A 14,707-nucleotide genomic window follows, 5' to 3' on the forward strand; every position below is an offset into this window, starting at 1 on the left:
GTGAACCCCGGCGCCCATAAGCCCGCGCAGCGACCCCGGCCCCTGTCACAGCTGATCCACAATCCCCCGACCCCCACCCCCCACGGCGTTACCCTCGCGCAGGACGACCGCCGGTCGTCGCGGACCGACGTCGAAGAGAACCGCCAGGTGGGGGACACCGCATGCGCGCACTGCGAATACTGCTCGTCATCACAGCGATACTCGCCGCGATCTTCGTCATCATCGACCGCGTAGCCGTCAACATCGCCGAAGGCGAGGCCGCCGACCGCCTGAAGGCGACCGAGAACCTGGCGAACACCCCCGACGTGTCCATCAACGGCTTCCCGTTCCTCACCCAGCTCGCCGACGGCACCCTCGACGAGGTCCAGGTGGGCATCCAGGACTACGACGCCGGCACCGGCGACGGCGCCAGGAAGATCCGTATCGCCGACCTGCGCGCCGACATGCACGGCGTCGACTTCTCCAACGACTTCAGCTCCGCCGTGGCCGACAGCGCCACCGGCACGGCCACCATCGCCTACGACGAGCTGCTCAAGACCGCCAAGTCCGAGCCCAGCAGGGTCGCCCCCGGTGTCACCGCCCGGGTCGTCGGCCTCTCCGACGGCGGCAACGGGAAGATCAAGGTCGCCGTGGAGGCCACCGTACTGGGCGCCAAGCTGCCCGAGCCGGTCTCCGTGCTCAGCTCGGTGACCGTCGTGGACGGCGACACCGTGCGCGTGCGGGCCGACGCCGTGCCCGAGTTCGGCGGGGTCAGCATCGTCGAGTCCGCCCTGCGGCAGATCACCGACTTCGAGCAGAGGATCGGCGCACTGCCCGGCGGCATCCGGCTGGACAAGGTCGAGGCGGCGGAGGACGGCGTGGACATCACCGTGAAGGGTTCCGAGGTCCGTCTGGCCGGGTAGGGAGGGACATGGCGGGCGCGCTGTCCGACTGGCGAGACGAGTGTGTCCGCAGGGAGGGCGGGATGGCGGGCGCCCGGGGGGCCGGGGGCGCGGGAACGGCGGCTCGCGAGGCTGTTGATCCCGGATGGCGGACGATCGCGTCTCAGTATGCGACACGCCGGTGACATGCCCGCCCGTCCGTCCCTACGATCGACCCCATGCAGTGTCAGACGAGCGTCCCCCGGCCGCGGGGACAGGCGGATCTCACGAAGCGGCGGGCAGTGGACCTGTGCCGTGTCGCCGCCATGCTCTGTCGCACCTTCTGAGCGGACGCGTCGCCGTCCGCAACCCTGTCTCGCCCTGCTGAGGGCACCCGTGCGCCGGCCCCGCCGAGGCCGCGCACCCTCTCACTCGCACGCCCCGCCGCAACTGCCCCGGAGGAGAAAGAGCATGAGTCGCAGCGACGTCCTGGTCGACGCCGATTGGGTCCAGGAGCACCTGGACGACCCGACCATCGCCATCGTCGAGGTGGACGAGGACACGTCCGCCTACGAGAAGAACCACATCAAGAACGCCATCCGGATCGACTGGACGAAGGACCTTCAGGACCCGGTCCGCCGTGACTTCGTCGACCAGGAGGGCTTCGAGAAGCTCCTGTCGGACAAGGGCATCGGCAACGACCACACCGTCGTCCTCTACGGCGGCAACAACAACTGGTTCGCCTCGTACGCCTACTGGTACTTCAAGCTGTACGGCCACGAGAACGTCAAGCTTCTCGACGGCGGCCGCAAGAAGTGGGAGCTCGACGCCCGCGAGCTGGTCCCCGGCGACGAGGTGCCGGAGCGGCCGAAGACCGAGTACAAGGCCAAGCCCCAGGACACGTCCATCCGCGCCTTCCGCGACGACGTCGTGGCCGCCATCGGCAGCCAGAACCTGGTCGACGTGCGCTCCCCCGACGAGTTCTCCGGCAAGCTGCTCGCCCCGGCCCACCTGCCGCAGGAGCAGTCGCAGCGCCCGGGCCACGTCCCGACCGCCGCGAACATCCCGTGGTCGAAGAACGCCAACGACGACGGCACCTTCAAGTCCGACGACGAGCTCAAGGCGCTCTACGAGGGCGAGCAGGTCGACCTCGCCAAGGACACCATCGCCTACTGCCGTATCGGTGAGCGTTCCGCGCTCACCTGGTTCGTGCTGCACGAGCTGCTCGGCGTGGAGAACGTCAAGAACTACGACGGCTCCTGGACCGAGTACGGCTCCCTCGTCGGCGTGCCGATCGAGCTCGGCTCCGGCAAGTAATCCCTCCCGACCGACCTTTCCAGACCCCTTCAGGAGTAAGACATGTGCGGTGCGAAGGCCGGCGGCCCGGACGCCTCGACGATCAAGCCCGGTGAGACCACCATCCAGGGTCAGGTGACCCGCGACGGAGAGCCGGTGACGGGCTACGTCCGTCTGCTGGACTCGACCGGCGAGTTCACCGCGGAGGTCCCGACCTCCGCCACCGGTCAGTTCCGCTTCTACGCGGCGGAAGGCACCTGGACCGTCCGCGCGCTGGTGCCCGGCGGCACCGCCGACCGCACGGTCGTCGCCCAGCAGGGCGGTCTGGCCGAGGTCGCGATCGCGGTCTGAGGCTCGAGAACGGCCGAGGGGCCGCATCCCACGGGTTGGACGCCCGGGGTGCGGCCCTTCGGCGTGCCCGGACCTACGCTGGAGGTATGTACGCGCGCAGGCGGCACGCCTACTTCGCCATGATGGGCACCTGCATCGGGCTGTTCGTCCTGGCCTGGGGCGTGGTGCGGCTGTGGTCGGTGCCCGCGGCGGTGGGCATGTGCCTCGTGGCCATGGTCATCCCGCCCGTCGCCGCGATGGTGGCCAACCGGCGCGGTCCCGACGACCGCTGGTGGGACGACCCCTCCGGCGATCCGAAGTCCGACGAGTGGTGGGACGAGCTGGACGGCAAGAAGGGGCCGCGGTAAGCAGGGGCGCATGTGCGCTGCGAGGCTGTCCACCGTCGTGCTCGACGCGCGTGACGCGCACGAGCTGGCCGGGTTCTACGTCCGGCTGCTCGGGTACGTGGTGCGCGCGGAGGAGCCCCACTGGGTGCTCATCGGGCCTCCGCCGGGAGGCGAGGGCACGGCGCTCGCCTTCGAGACCGAGCCCGAGTACGTGCCGCCGGTCTGGCCCACCCGACGGCCCGGCGAGCAGCAGATGATGCTCCACCTCGATGTCGAGGTCGACGATCTCGAGGCCGAGACCGCCCGGGCCGTGGCGGAGGGGGCGACGCTCGCCGGCCATCAGCCGCAGGACGACGTACGGGTGCTGTTCGACCCGTCCGGGCATCCGTTCTGTCTGTGGGTGCGGGCCGCTCAGTAGACGAGCGCCTGGGTGTCGTCCGCCAGCGTCTCCTGGACGAACACCTGCGCGCCGGCGATCCGTACGCCCTCGATGACGTCCTTCTCGGTGATGTCGCGGCGGGCCGCGCACTGGGTGCACAGGGTGATCCGGCCGGCGGCCAGGATCGAGTCGAGCAGGTCGGGCAGCGGGGCGGCGTGGGGCAGCTCGAACTCGGCGGCGCGGCCCGGCAGGGCGAACCACGAGGACTCCCCGGTGAGCCACAGGGAGACGTCGACACCACTGGCCGCCGCCACCGCCGCCACCGTGAACGCCTGCGAGCAGCGTTCGGGAGCGTCGCTTCCCGCGGTCACCTTGATCACAAGCTTCTTGGCCATGACCGAATCGTAATCACGATCTCTACAACTTCGATCGGCACCCGGGGGTCTCCTGTGCGCGCGTGACGGAATGCGCGCTTCACCTTCTGTGGGGGGACGTACGTTTTGGAGCAACCCGAAGAAGCAGCCGACGCGCCGGAGGCCGTGCCGGCGCCGGAAACACCGGAGATCGCGACCCCGGACGCGCCCCGGAAGCGCCGGCGGGGGCGGACTGCCGCGCTGATCGCCGCCGCGGCCGTGCTCGGCGTGGTCGCGGGCACCTGCACCGGATATCTCGTCCAGGCCGACCGTGAGCCCACCAAGCTGCCGCCCCTGTCGCAGCCGGAGATCGAGCAGGCGAAGGGCAAGGGACCCGAGCCCCTGTCGGCCGCTCGGGACCGCCGCGTGAAGACCGACGGAGACCTGCGCAAGCTGCTGCTGAAGAAGCCGCGCGGCGCGCGCGAGCCCGACTGGCCGCTGGGCGACGACGGCTGGATGGACCTCGCCGAGTACGCCAGTTACTACGAGGAGTCCGGCTCGACGTTCGGGCAGTTCGCCATGGACGGGTTCCGCCGTGCCGCCGTCGTCGGCTGGCTCGACGACGAGGACTACAGCGTGGAGATCCGGCTGGTGCAGTTCCGCCAGGAGGAGACCCTGGGGGCCGCCGAGAGCGTCGACAACGGCCAGTACTGGGCCGAGGACACCGAGGACACGGACAGCTGGGCCATTCCCGGCACCGGGGACGGCAGGGCGTACGTCCACAACCGCCCCGAGACCGAGCCCGGCTACGAGCCCCTGTACAGCGCGGAGGCGCACGCCCTGCGCGGGGACATCGCGATGGAGATCTGGGTGTACGGAACCAAGTCCATACCCAAGAAAATGATCACGGATCTGGCCGAGCGGCAGATGGAGCGGCTGTGAACGAGACGCAGAGCCTGCCGCCGGTACCGCCCGAGCCGCCCGTTCCCGACGACGCCCCGGCCGTGAAGCGACCCCTGCGCCGGGGGCGTGTCGCCTCCGTCGTCGGCTCCGTGCTGCTGGCCGGCGCCGTCGTCGCCGGCGTGGGCCACACCGTCGTGACCGTGAACGGCGCCGACCGTGACGCCGGCGCGCCCGAATGGAAGATCCCGAAGGCGGCCGCCGCCGAGGGCGAGAAGGCCGAGCAGCGGGGGCTGGCCGGGATGCTCGTGCCGTACGGGTACGACAACTGGTCCCCCGGGCCGGATCTCGGCGAGTTCGGCTCGGACGAGCAGCTCAGCGGCGCCCGCGCCACGGCGCTCCAGAAGGAGTCGCTGCGCGATCTGCCGCGCTCCCAGCGCAAGCGGCTGGAGAAGGAGATCGACAGGTGGCGCGTCGAGGGCATGGCGATGCGCAGCTACGTCAACGGATCGGTCAGCGTCTACCAGCAGACGGACGTCTTCACCGTGGACATCGTGCTGGCCCGGATGGGCAACCGTGCCGCCGTGCGGGACAACGCCCGGTTCCAGAGCGAGTTCCTCGACGCCCTCGACGTCTTCCGCAAGGGGCCGAAGATCGAGGGCCACAAGAACGCCGAATGCTTTCTGCCGCCCAAGGACGCGGACGTGGACCTCGACTCCATGCACTGCTCGGCCCACGTGGGGGACGTCCTGGTCACCCTCACCGCGAACGGCCCGAAGCCGCTCGACACCAAGAGCATCGCCATCCTGCTCGGTCAGCAACTCGACCGCATCGACGAACCCGGGAAGGCCGTATGACCGAGCAGCAGCAGTCCCTCGTTCCCGCCCCGCCCGCAGAGCCGCCGGCCGTACCGGCCGAACCGGAGCCGACGGTGCGCAAGGACCGCCGGGTGCTGCGCGCCGCCCTGCGCTGGACCGCGGCCGTCGTGGTCTTCGCCGTGGCCGGCGCGGGCACGGCGTACGGCATCACGCGGATGGAGCGTACGGACGTACCCGGCCTGGCGACCGAGTCCGACGGGCGGTGGGACTACCCGCGGCTCACGAAGCCGCCGCTGCCCTCCGGCAGCCCCGGTCCGCAGGCGGAGTCCAACCCGGCCGGCACCCATCACGCCGACCTGCGCGCCCTCCTGCTGCCCGCCCCGGCGGGCGCGAAGGAGGACGAGGCACTGCGCGGCGAGGACGGCTGGCTCGCCACGGACGACTTCCTGAAGGAGTACGCGGAGAAGGAGGACCGGGACGACTTCCGGCAGCAGCTCGTCGACGGCGGCCTCCGGCACATCGCGGCGCGCGGCTGGACCACCGCCGACGGCACCCGGACCCGTATCTACCTGCTCCGGTTCGACACCGCGCTGATGGTGGAGGAGTCCTTCTTCGGGCGCTACTTCTCGTACGCCGACCCGGTCTACTCGGTGCGGGGCACGGAGACCCTGACCTTCGACGAGTCCTTCCCCGAGGCGGCGGCGGTCCCGGGGGTCGATCGCAGCGTCTACGTCGAGTCCAAGCCGTACGGCAAGGAACAGGAGCGCTACGCCTACCTCGCCGCCGGTGACGTCCTCGCCGTCGTGCTCCAGTCCCGCGAGGGGACCGCGCACGCGGTGCCGTTCCGGCAGACGGTGGTGCTCCAGAGCCAGCTGCTGGGCTGAGCCGCGGGAGGGCGGACCTCGCACGACAGGGCCGGGCCCCGGCCGCGTAAGCTGGGGCCCGGCCCCGTGCACACCACCGCACCCCCCGCTCAAGGAGCACCCGTGGTTATCTTCTTCGAAGCCCTGCTGGTCCTGGTCGCCGTCGGCGTTCTCGCCTTCGCCGGGCTGACCGTGAAGAAGCTGTTCCAGGGCCAGCGCTGACCCGATAGCCAGGAAGTTCCATCATGATCGAGATCCCGTCCGACCTGCACAAGGACCTCGTCCCGCTCGCCTTCCTGCTCGGCAACTGGGCGGGCGCGGGCGTCCACGACTTCCCCGGTGCCGAGAAGTGCAACTTCGGGCAGGAGGTCAGCTTCACCCACGACGGCCGGGACTTCCTGGAGTACAGCTCCCACACCTGGGTGCTGGACGGCGACGGGAACAAGGTCCGCCCGCTGGAGTCCGAGCACGGTTTCTGGCGGATCGACGCCGGCCGCAAGGTCGAGGCGACGATGACCCGCGACGACGGCGTCATCGAGATCTGGTACGGCGAGCTGGCCGAGGGCAAGCCGCAGATCGACCTGGTGACCGACGCCGTGGCCCGCACGGCCGCCTCCCGGCCCTACACCGGCGGCAAGCGGCTGTACGGCTACGTCAAGAGCGACCTGATGTGGGTCGGCGAGAAGCAGACCCCCGAGGTCGAGCTGCGCCCCTACATGTCGGCCCACCTGAAGAAGGTCGTCACCCCGGAGGAGGTCGAGCGCTGGGCCAAGGCCCTCCCCGACGACATGCCGGACGACGGCATCGCCTTCTTCAAGTAACCGGGCACGCTCTCGCACACCGCCTAGACTCGTGGTGTGGTGAGCACCGACTGGAAGAGCGACCTCAGGCAGCGCGGCTACCGGCTGACGCCGCAGCGGCAGCTCGTGCTCGAGGCCGTCGACACCCTGGAGCACGCGACCCCCGACGACATCCTCGGCGAAGTGCGGAAGACCGCCTCGGGGGTCAACATCTCCACCGTGTACCGCACGCTGGAGCTCCTGGAGGAGCTGGGCCTGGTCAGCCATGCCCACCTCGGGCACGGGGCGCCGACGTACCACCTGGCCGACCGGCACCACCACATCCACCTGGTCTGCCGGGACTGCACCAACGTGATCGAGGCCGACCTCTCGGTGGCCGCCGAGTTCACCGCCAAGCTGCGCGAACAGTTCGGTTTCGACACCGACATGAAGCATTTCGCGATCTTCGGGCGCTGTGAGGACTGCTCCCTGAAGGCTTCAACTACCGAGTCGTAGGCTAGGTCGTATGAAGAGCCCCCTGCTGACCCTGCCCGGCGCGGTCCCCGCCGAGGGCGTCGACGAAGGCGTGGCCGCCCACTACGGCGACCTGTTCCGCGAGCAGCGCGCCCTCGCCGACGGCACCGGTTTCGTCGACCTGTCCCACCGCGGGGTCGTCACCGTCACCGGTCCGGAACGGCTGGCCTGGCTGCATCTGCTGCTCACCCAGCACGTCAGTGACCTCCCGCCGCACCGGGCCACCGAGGCGCTGGTGCTGTCCGCCAACGGCCACATCGAGCACGCGCTCTACCTGGTCGACGACGGTGAGACGGTCTGGGCGCACGTCGAGCCCGGCACCCAGGAGGCGCTGATCGCGTACCTGGAGTCGATGAAGTTCTTCTACCGGGTCGAGGTCGCCGACCGCACCGCCGACATCGCCGTGGTGCATCTGCCGGCCGGTTCCATCGCCGATGTGCCCGAGGGCGTCATGGTGCGCGAGACGCCGTACGGCAGGGACCTGTTCCTGCCCCGCGCCGACCTGGAGTCGTACGCCGAGAAGACCGGGCCGGCCGCCGGGATCCTCGCGCACGAGGCGCTGCGGGTCGAGCAGCACCGGCCGCGGCTCGGCTTCGAGACCGATCACCGCACCATCCCGCACGAGCTGGGCTGGATCGGCACCGCGGTGCATCTCCAGAAGGGCTGCTACCGGGGGCAGGAGACCGTGGCCCGGGTGCAGAACCTGGGGAAGCCGCCGCGACGGCTGGTCTTCCTGCACCTCGACGGCAGCGAGGTCCATCTGCCGACGCCGGGAACGGAGATCCGGCTCGCCGATGAGGGCGCGGAGGGCCGCAGGATCGGGTTCATCACGACGTCCGTACGCCACCACGAGCTGGGCCCCGTCGCGCTGGCGCTGGTGAAGCGGAACGTGCCGGTGGACGCCCGGCTGCTCGCCGGCGACACGGCGGCGGCACAGGAGACCGTCGTCGAGCCCTGAGCCCGACAGAGCCTGCCGGCTCAGATCTCCAGCAGGACGGTGAACGGGCCGTCGTTGGTCAGCGACACGCTCATCCTCGCGCCGAAGCGGCCCGTCGCCACCGTCGCGCCCAGGGCGCGCAGCTGCGCCACCACCTCGTCGACGAGCGGCTCGGCGACATCGCCGGGGGCGGCGGCGTTCCAGGTGGGGCGGCGGCCCTTGCGGGCATCGCCGTACAGGGTGAACTGGCTGATCACCAGCAGCGGTGCGTCGATGTCACTGCACGACCGCTCGTCCTGGAGCATCCGGATCGACCAGAGCTTGCGGGCGAGCTGCGCCGCCTTCTCCTTGGTGTCCTCGTGGGTGACGCCGACGAGGACGCACAGTCCCTCGCCCTCGATCGCCCCCACCGTCTCGCCGTCCACGACGACGCTCGCGCCGTCGACCCTCTGCACCACAGCTCGCATACGACCATCATGCCGGTCGGCGAACAGGTGGCCGACGGCGGCCCACGGGGGACCCCGGCCGGGCTATTTTTACTCCTTAACGCCCATCTGGGGCGGATCGGGGGCACTCGCTCACAATGTGGCCGCTTGGGGTGGCACGATGCTGGCACATGCCGGTCGAGGGGACGGTTGAGGCACATGAGCACACCGGGGATTGGACAGCCGCCCGCGGCTGTCCCGTTGACCCAGACGGGAATCGGGGAGCGGGAGTTCTGCCGGCCGCCCACCCAGCGCACGGACAGCCCGGTGCTGCCCGAGGACCGGGCGGAGCACGATCTGACCGTGCTCAGTCTGGCCGGGCTGCGTGAGGTGCGCCGCGACGCGCAGCGCGACGAGGCCGATCTCAGCTATGTGCGGCGGCTGCTCCAGGGGCGGATCGACATCCTGCGGGCGGAGCTGGCCCGGCGCCTGCTGCCGGAGGGTGTGCCGTCGGTCGTGGCGCCGGCGGAGGCGTCCGTCGTCGAGCGGCTGCCCGAGATCCTGCGGGACACCCCGGCCCGGCACCGCTCCTCCGCCCGGCATGTGACGCTGGGGACGCCGCAGGGCGAGGAGTACCGGCGGCTGGCGGCCGAGACGCTCGCCGAGGTGGAGCTGTCCGACCTCGGCGCACGCACGGACGGGGAGCTGAACACCGCGATGGGACGGCTCGTGCGGTACGAGCAGCAGGTGTCCCGGCGGCGGCAGCGGTTGCAGCGTACGGCCGACGAGTGCAGCGCGGAGATCGCGCGCCGCTACCGGGACGGGGAGGCGCAGGTCGACGACCTGCTCGTGTGAGCGCGCGGGGGTGGCGGCCCGGGGAAAACCTCTTCGACAGCCGGCGCGCGGCCGCCCTACCGTGAGCCCATGACCTCCCGCGCCGACATCGACGTACGCCCGATCGACGAGTCCGAGTTCGCCGACTGGCAACGGGCCCTGAACACCGGGTTCCTGCGCGAGCCCTCGCTGTCCGAGGAACTCCTCGACGCGCGCCGGGCGCAGTTCACGCCCGGCCGGTCGGTCGGCGCCTTCGACGCCGGGCGGTGCGTCGCGACGTTCCGTTCCTTCGCCCAGCGGCTCACCGTGGTCGGCGGGGCGACCGTGCCCGCCGACGCGGTCACCAACGTCACCGTCACCGCCACCCACCGCCGGCGCGGACTGCTGACCCGCATGATGGCGCAGGACCTCACCGCCGCGAAGGAGCGCGGGGACGTCGTCGCGACGCTGATCGCCGCCGAGTACCCGATTTACGGGCGGTACGGCTTCGGCCCGGCCACCACGACCGCGGAGTGGACCGTCGACGTGCCGCGCGCCGGTCTCGACCCGCGCCGGTCGGGCCCGGACGACGGCGGCCGGGTCGACCTCGTCGACGCGGAGGACGTCCGCAAGCTCGGCCCCGAACTGCACGAGCGGCTGCGCCGTACGCTGCCGGGGGCCGTCGACCGGGACGAGCTGTGGTGGAGGACGACGACCGGCGCGGTGCGCTTCCATCCGACCTTCCACGAGCCGTACTACGCGGTGTACCGCTCGGCGGCCGGCGAGGTCGAGGGCATGGCCGCCTACACGGCGGACGACCGCTGGGGCGACGCCAAGCAGCCGTTGAACACGGCGCGGGTGAAGTGGCTGACCGGGGTGACCCCGGCCGCCGAGCGCGCGTTGTGGCACTACCTGTGCTCGATCGACTGGGTGGTGACGGTGAAGAGCGGCTGGCGGGCGCCGGACGATCTGCTGCCGCACCTCCTGCCGAATCCGCGGGCCGCCGCCGTCACGACTCAGGCGGACTGGCTGTGGGTGCGGATCCTGGACGTCGTACGGGCCTTGGAGGCGCGTACGTACGCGGCCCCGGGGTCGCTGGTGCTGGAGGTGGCCGACGCCGGCGGGCTGACCGGTGGGCGTTTCCGGCTGGAGGCGGCGGCGGACGGGGCCGGGGCCTGTGTGCCGACCACCGAGAGCGCCGATCTCACGCTGGACGTGGCCGACCTGGCCGTGCTGTGGCTGGGGGACGAGTCGGCGGTGCGCCTCGCGGCGCTGGGCCGGGTCCGGGAAGAACGAGCGGGCGCCGCCCGTCAGGCCGACGCCCTGCTGCGTACGTCCAGGCGACCGTGGTGCCCGGACGTGTTCTGAGCGCGGTCGCTCTCGCGCTGTCCTGCCCTTCTCCTTCCGTCGACGACGGGTGAGCGCTCATCCGTAGCGAGCTGTTCAGTTGTGGTTGTGGTTGTTGTGCGGGTGGTGCCCGCCGACGGGGCTCCCGGCTCCCCTCCGGATGGGGGCCCGGCCGGCGGTCCGTGCGGTGTGCTGTCAGCCGGACTGGGCGAGCAGCATCACGAGGATGACCGCGCCGATGCCGCTGATCATGGTGTTCCGTGCCTTGATGCCCACGGTGAGGGCGACGAAGGCGATGATCCCCATCGGCCCGTACTTCCACTGCACGAGCTGCTCGAAGCCGATGGCGAGGGCTGCGAGGACGATGGCGATGAGCGGCATGGCGGTCCCCCTTGTTGTCAGTGGCTCCCATCCCGACCTTGCTGGCCAACCTCCTTGACGATTCACCAGGTTGGGCGAGTTGGTGACCAACTTGTTCTTAGTTATCTCCACTTGGAAGAGTCCTATAACCACCCTTCACTGAACTGCCCGAAGATGGCGAGAAGTTGTAGTGTTTGGCTGTGGACCCGGAACCCGCCTCCGTCAATGGACGGAAGAAGCCGCAGAGGCCACAGAGGACACATCGCGAGGTGGCCGACGAACTGCGCGCACGGATCAGGTCCGGTGCGCTCCGGCCGGGTCAGCGCATGCCCACACAGGCCCAGCTCGCCGCCGAATTCGGTGTGGAGCGCCCCGCGGTGCGCCAGGCGCTGCGCATCCTCCAGTCCGAGCAACTGCTCACCAACGTCTCCAAGGGCGCCCCGGCGACCGTCGCCCCCGACCCCGACAGGGCGCTGACCGGCCGCGCGGCGCCTCCGCTGCCCACCACCGTGGCCCTGGCGCCCCGGATCGCCGCCGCCTTCGCGGCCGAGCACGTCGTGATCGACGCCGTCTGTCTGACCTCGGTCTCCCTCACCCTCGCCATCGGGGAGCCGCTGCGCCAGATCCACGCCGGGCGACTGAAACCGGCCAAGGTCGACGTCCGGGTCCTGCTGCCCAGCCGGGACATCGACCTCGCCTTTCCGGTTCCGGTCGAGGGGCCGGGCGGCGCCGAGGGGCCGGTCCACGAGCGGTGGCTGGCCCAGCGCAACGCCCAGGGGCAGGTGCTCCGCCACAATCTGCTCGCCCTGCGCGCCACCCACGGCATCGACGTACGGGTCTCGTTCCGCGCGCTGCCCTTCACCCCGCCGATGAAGCTGTACCTGCTCAACGGCGAGGAGGCGCTCTTCGCCTACTACACCCTCTCCCGCAGCAAGGCGCAGATCGACCAGGAGTACCTGGAGATGTACGACGCCCTGGGCGTCCGGTCCATGCTGTTCGCCTTCGAGCGGGGGCCCGGCCTGCGGGACACCACGTTCGTCGAGCAGTCCCTGCTGTGGTTCGACGCGCTGTGGGAGACGATCAGTTCGGAGCTGGTGCTCACGGGCTGACGCTCACAGTGCGGGCCTCGCGACCAGCAGGGCGAGCAGGACCGCACCGGCGGAGCTGACTCCCGGCCGGTTGGACCTGATGCCTATGGTGAGCAACAGCAGACCGACGATGCCGGCCGCGCCGTACTGCCACTGGATCAGCTGCTCGACGGTGACGACCAGGACGGCGGAGACGAGGGCGAGGACGGGCATGGCGTGTTCCTCCGTCGGATGTGGGTCGGGGTGGCGGAACGAGGTGATACCAACTTCGCCAAGTTGGCAACCAACTCCAACTAGGTTGTCCCCACTTGGTCGGTAGTCATAAACAACTTCCAAACAACTGCCTTTAGATGGATCAAAGTTGTAGCGTTTGGTCGTGGCCCAGGAGAACGTGGCAGTGAACGGCAGCAGCAGACTCACGCCCCAGGAGATCGCCGACATCCTGCGGGAACGCATCCGGTCCGGCGAGCTCAAGGCGGGCGACCGCCTGCCCACCCAGGCCGAGCTGGCCGAGGAGTTCGGCGTCGAGCGCGGCACGGTTCGCCAGGCCCTGCGCGTCCTCCAGGAGGACGGCCTGCTCAGCAACGTCAGCAAGGGAAGCCCGCCCCGGATCGCCGAACCGGCCCAGGTCCGTGAGGAACCCCAGCCCACGATGGTGGGGCTGACACCGCGCCTGACGGACGCCTTCTCCCGGCCCCACGTACGGATCGACGCGGCCTGCCTCACGGCCGAGAGCTTCATGCTGGCGCTCGGCGAACCGGTCCGGCACATCCACGAGGGCCGTATCCGCCCCGAGTCGGTCGACGTCCGCATCCTGCTGCCCTCCCGCGAGATCAACCTGGCCTTCCCGGTCCCGGTCGAGGGCCGGGACGGCGGCGACGACCCGGTTCACGAGCGGTGGCTGGCCCAGCGCAACGCCCAGGTCCGGGTGCTCCGGCACAATCTGCTCGCGCTGCGCGCCACCCACGGCATCGACGTGCACGTCTCCTTCCGCGCGCTGCCCTTCACCCCGCCGGTGAAGCTGTACCTGCTCAACGGCGAGGAGGCGCTGATCGGCTACTACATGCTGACCAGGCGCCAGGAGGAGTGGGAGAGCCACACCCTGGAGATGTACGACGCCCTGGGCTCCCAGTCCCTCCTCTTCTCCTTCGTCAAGCGGGACGGCCAGCGGGACCAGGCTTTCGTGGAGGAATCCCAGAAGTGGTTCGACGCCCTCTGGGCAACCATCACGACGGACCTGACACTCTCCTAGTGACTTCTGAGACGAAGCAGACTGATGCGGTGACAGCCGAGAAGCGGAACGAGACCGACAACGAACTGAACGCACTGCGGGGCCTGGTGAGGGGCTCCCGTGTCGTGCTGTGGGACTTCGACGGCCCCATCTGCCGTCTCTTCGCGGGCCACTCGGCGGAGCGGGTGGCGAACGATCTGGCGTCCTGGCTCGAGGGGCGGGGGCTGCACGGCCTGCTCACCGAGACCGAACGCGAGTCCCTGGACCCGCACGTCGTCCTGCGCGCCGTCGACCGCCGGCACCCGGGCAGCGACCTGGTCGCCGAGCTGGAGGAGCGGCTCACCCAGGAGGAGCTGCGGGCCACCGCGTCGGCGCTGCCGACCCCGTACGCCGATCCGCTGATCCGCACCTGGACCGCGGTGGGGTCCCGGCTGGCCATCACCACCAACAACTCTCCGCGTGTGGTGCGCGAGTACCTCGCCTCCCGCGGCCTCGGCGCGTGCTTCGCCCCCCACATATACGGCCGCACCCAGCGGCTGAACCACCTCAAACCCGACCCCCACTGCATCCACCGGGCGCTGAACGCCATGGGCGCCGCTCCCGCGACCGCGCTGATGATCGGCGACACCCCGTCGGACCTGCTCGCCGCCCGCGCGGCCGGCGTGCCGTTCCTCGGCTACGCGCGCAACGAACGCAAGGACAAACTGCTCCGGGACGCGGGGGCCACCACGGTCGTGGACTCCCTGGAACCGCTGCTGCGCCTCGTCCGAAACCCTTCTCAGGCCTGAATCATCAGCACGGTGAGCAGCACCGCCGCCCCGACGGCCAGACCGTCACGGCGCGCCCGTACCCACACGCCGATGAGGAACAGGAGCACCACGCCGACAGGGCCCAGCCGTGTCTGCGCGAGCAGGCCCAGGGACAGCTCGCCGAGTCCCGTGAGCATGTGGAACAGGGGCATGATCCGACCATCTCCCTTCCACTTCCGGGGAAGTGCTCAACTTCCCGTCCAATTGGACTGGTTGTGCTGACAGTGGTCTGCCCGGC

The 14,707-nt window shown here is 70.5% G+C and carries 22 protein-coding genes; 17 read left to right on the top strand and 5 right to left on the bottom strand.

Going from position 1 to position 14,707, the window contains the following annotated elements; genetic code table 11:
• Positions 1-161: 161 nt before the first annotated feature.
• The 6 genes from ACZ470_RS19635 to ACZ470_RS19660 all read left to right on the top strand — a co-directional run bounded on the left by ACZ470_RS19635 (position 162) and on the right by ACZ470_RS19660 (position 3,251).
• Entirely contained in the window at positions 162-902 is a 741-nt protein-coding gene (locus ACZ470_RS19635) for an LmeA family phospholipid-binding protein (protein WP_468428747.1), read from the top strand.
• A 197-nt stretch (positions 903-1,099) separates the two neighbouring features.
• Complete coding sequence (locus ACZ470_RS19640; protein ID WP_397726347.1) at positions 1,100-1,207, top strand: putative leader peptide; 108 nt, start codon at positions 1,100-1,102, stop codon at positions 1,205-1,207.
• Positions 1,208-1,331: 124 nt separating this feature from the next.
• The gene (locus tag ACZ470_RS19645) at positions 1,332-2,177 is read left to right on the top strand and encodes a sulfurtransferase (RefSeq protein ID WP_468428750.1); all 846 of its coding nucleotides are present in this window, start codon (positions 1,332-1,334) and stop codon (positions 2,175-2,177) included.
• 42 nt (positions 2,178-2,219) lie between these two features.
• Positions 2,220-2,507: a DUF1416 domain-containing protein gene (locus ACZ470_RS19650; RefSeq protein WP_004986406.1), complete on the top strand. Its 288-nt coding sequence runs from the start codon at positions 2,220-2,222 to the stop codon at positions 2,505-2,507.
• A gap of 86 nt (positions 2,508-2,593) precedes the next feature.
• Positions 2,594-2,854 carry a DUF3099 domain-containing protein gene (locus tag ACZ470_RS19655; protein ID WP_468428751.1) on the top strand — a complete coding sequence of 87 codons (261 nt, stop codon included), beginning with the start codon at positions 2,594-2,596 and terminating at the stop codon, positions 2,852-2,854.
• Between the two features lie 10 nt (positions 2,855-2,864).
• Positions 2,865-3,251, top strand: a complete 387-nt coding sequence (locus tag ACZ470_RS19660) for a VOC family protein (RefSeq protein ID WP_468428753.1) — start codon at positions 2,865-2,867, stop codon at positions 3,249-3,251.
• Here the strand turns inward: ACZ470_RS19660 and ACZ470_RS19665 are convergent.
• Entirely contained in the window at positions 3,245-3,607 is a 363-nt protein-coding gene (locus ACZ470_RS19665) for a DsrE family protein (RefSeq protein ID WP_468428754.1), read from the bottom strand. The genes ACZ470_RS19660 and ACZ470_RS19665 overlap by 7 nt on opposite strands.
• Before the next feature lie 105 nt (positions 3,608-3,712).
• Here ACZ470_RS19665 and ACZ470_RS19670 point away from each other — a divergent pair, with 105 nt between their 5' ends.
• From ACZ470_RS19670 to ygfZ, 6 genes are all read left to right on the top strand, one after another.
• Complete coding sequence (locus ACZ470_RS19670; protein ID WP_468428756.1) at positions 3,713-4,507, top strand: hypothetical protein; 795 nt, start codon at positions 3,713-3,715, stop codon at positions 4,505-4,507.
• The gene (locus ACZ470_RS19675) at positions 4,504-5,322 is read left to right on the top strand and encodes a hypothetical protein (RefSeq protein WP_468428758.1); all 819 of its coding nucleotides are present in this window, start codon (positions 4,504-4,506) and stop codon (positions 5,320-5,322) included. Before ACZ470_RS19670 ends, ACZ470_RS19675 begins: the two co-directional genes overlap by 4 nt.
• The gene (locus tag ACZ470_RS19680; RefSeq protein ID WP_468428760.1) at positions 5,319-6,167 is read left to right on the top strand and encodes a hypothetical protein; all 849 of its coding nucleotides are present in this window, start codon (positions 5,319-5,321) and stop codon (positions 6,165-6,167) included. Before ACZ470_RS19675 ends, ACZ470_RS19680 begins: the two co-directional genes overlap by 4 nt.
• A gap of 224 nt (positions 6,168-6,391) precedes the next feature.
• Positions 6,392-6,967 (top strand): heme-binding beta-barrel domain-containing protein, encoded by a 576-nt coding sequence (locus ACZ470_RS19685; RefSeq protein ID WP_468428762.1) that lies wholly within the window; start codon positions 6,392-6,394, stop codon positions 6,965-6,967.
• A gap of 36 nt (positions 6,968-7,003) precedes the next feature.
• A complete protein-coding gene (locus ACZ470_RS19690) occupies positions 7,004-7,441 on the top strand; it encodes a Fur family transcriptional regulator (protein WP_073934295.1) in 438 nt (145 codons plus the stop codon).
• Between the two features lie 10 nt (positions 7,442-7,451).
• Positions 7,452-8,417 (top strand): CAF17-like 4Fe-4S cluster assembly/insertion protein YgfZ, encoded by a 966-nt coding sequence (gene ygfZ / locus ACZ470_RS19695; protein WP_468428764.1) that lies wholly within the window; start codon positions 7,452-7,454, stop codon positions 8,415-8,417.
• A gap of 20 nt (positions 8,418-8,437) precedes the next feature.
• Here ygfZ and dtd read toward each other — a convergent pair whose 3' ends face one another.
• Entirely contained in the window at positions 8,438-8,863 is a 426-nt protein-coding gene (dtd, locus tag ACZ470_RS19700) for a D-aminoacyl-tRNA deacylase (RefSeq protein WP_468428766.1), read from the bottom strand.
• A gap of 177 nt (positions 8,864-9,040) precedes the next feature.
• Here dtd and ACZ470_RS19705 point away from each other — a divergent pair, with 177 nt between their 5' ends.
• The gene (locus tag ACZ470_RS19705) at positions 9,041-9,676 is read left to right on the top strand and encodes an RsiG family protein (protein ID WP_468428768.1); all 636 of its coding nucleotides are present in this window, start codon (positions 9,041-9,043) and stop codon (positions 9,674-9,676) included.
• Between the two features lie 69 nt (positions 9,677-9,745).
• Positions 9,746-11,002 carry a GNAT family N-acetyltransferase gene (locus ACZ470_RS19710; RefSeq protein ID WP_468428770.1) on the top strand — a complete coding sequence of 419 codons (1,257 nt, stop codon included), beginning with the start codon at positions 9,746-9,748 and terminating at the stop codon, positions 11,000-11,002.
• A gap of 174 nt (positions 11,003-11,176) precedes the next feature.
• Here the strand turns inward: ACZ470_RS19710 and ACZ470_RS19715 are convergent, their stop codons facing one another.
• Positions 11,177-11,362: a hypothetical protein gene (locus tag ACZ470_RS19715; protein ID WP_073934300.1), complete on the bottom strand. Its 186-nt coding sequence runs from the start codon at positions 11,360-11,362 to the stop codon at positions 11,177-11,179.
• 173 nt (positions 11,363-11,535) lie between these two features.
• Here ACZ470_RS19715 and ACZ470_RS19720 point away from each other — a divergent pair, with 173 nt between their 5' ends.
• Positions 11,536-12,450, top strand: coding sequence for a FadR/GntR family transcriptional regulator (locus ACZ470_RS19720; RefSeq protein WP_468428771.1), 915 nt, complete (start codon positions 11,536-11,538; stop codon positions 12,448-12,450).
• Positions 12,451-12,453: 3 nt separating this feature from the next.
• Here ACZ470_RS19720 and ACZ470_RS19725 read toward each other — a convergent pair whose 3' ends face one another.
• Positions 12,454-12,642 carry a hypothetical protein gene (locus ACZ470_RS19725; protein WP_468428773.1) on the bottom strand — a complete coding sequence of 63 codons (189 nt, stop codon included), beginning with the start codon at positions 12,640-12,642 and terminating at the stop codon, positions 12,454-12,456.
• 157 nt (positions 12,643-12,799) lie between these two features.
• Here ACZ470_RS19725 and ACZ470_RS19730 point away from each other — a divergent pair, with 157 nt between their 5' ends.
• The gene (locus tag ACZ470_RS19730) at positions 12,800-13,681 is read left to right on the top strand and encodes a GntR family transcriptional regulator (protein WP_468428775.1); all 882 of its coding nucleotides are present in this window, start codon (positions 12,800-12,802) and stop codon (positions 13,679-13,681) included.
• Positions 13,681-14,448 carry an HAD family hydrolase gene (locus ACZ470_RS19735; protein ID WP_468428777.1) on the top strand — a complete coding sequence of 256 codons (768 nt, stop codon included), beginning with the start codon at positions 13,681-13,683 and terminating at the stop codon, positions 14,446-14,448. Before ACZ470_RS19730 ends, ACZ470_RS19735 begins: the two co-directional genes overlap by 1 nt.
• Here the strand turns inward: ACZ470_RS19735 and ACZ470_RS19740 are convergent.
• Positions 14,439-14,621 carry a hypothetical protein gene (locus ACZ470_RS19740; RefSeq protein WP_468428778.1) on the bottom strand — a complete coding sequence of 61 codons (183 nt, stop codon included), beginning with the start codon at positions 14,619-14,621 and terminating at the stop codon, positions 14,439-14,441. The genes ACZ470_RS19735 and ACZ470_RS19740 overlap by 10 nt on opposite strands.
• Between the last annotated feature and the right edge of the window lie 86 nt (positions 14,622-14,707).

The organism is Streptomyces sp. NPDC031111 (genome assembly GCF_055570675.1).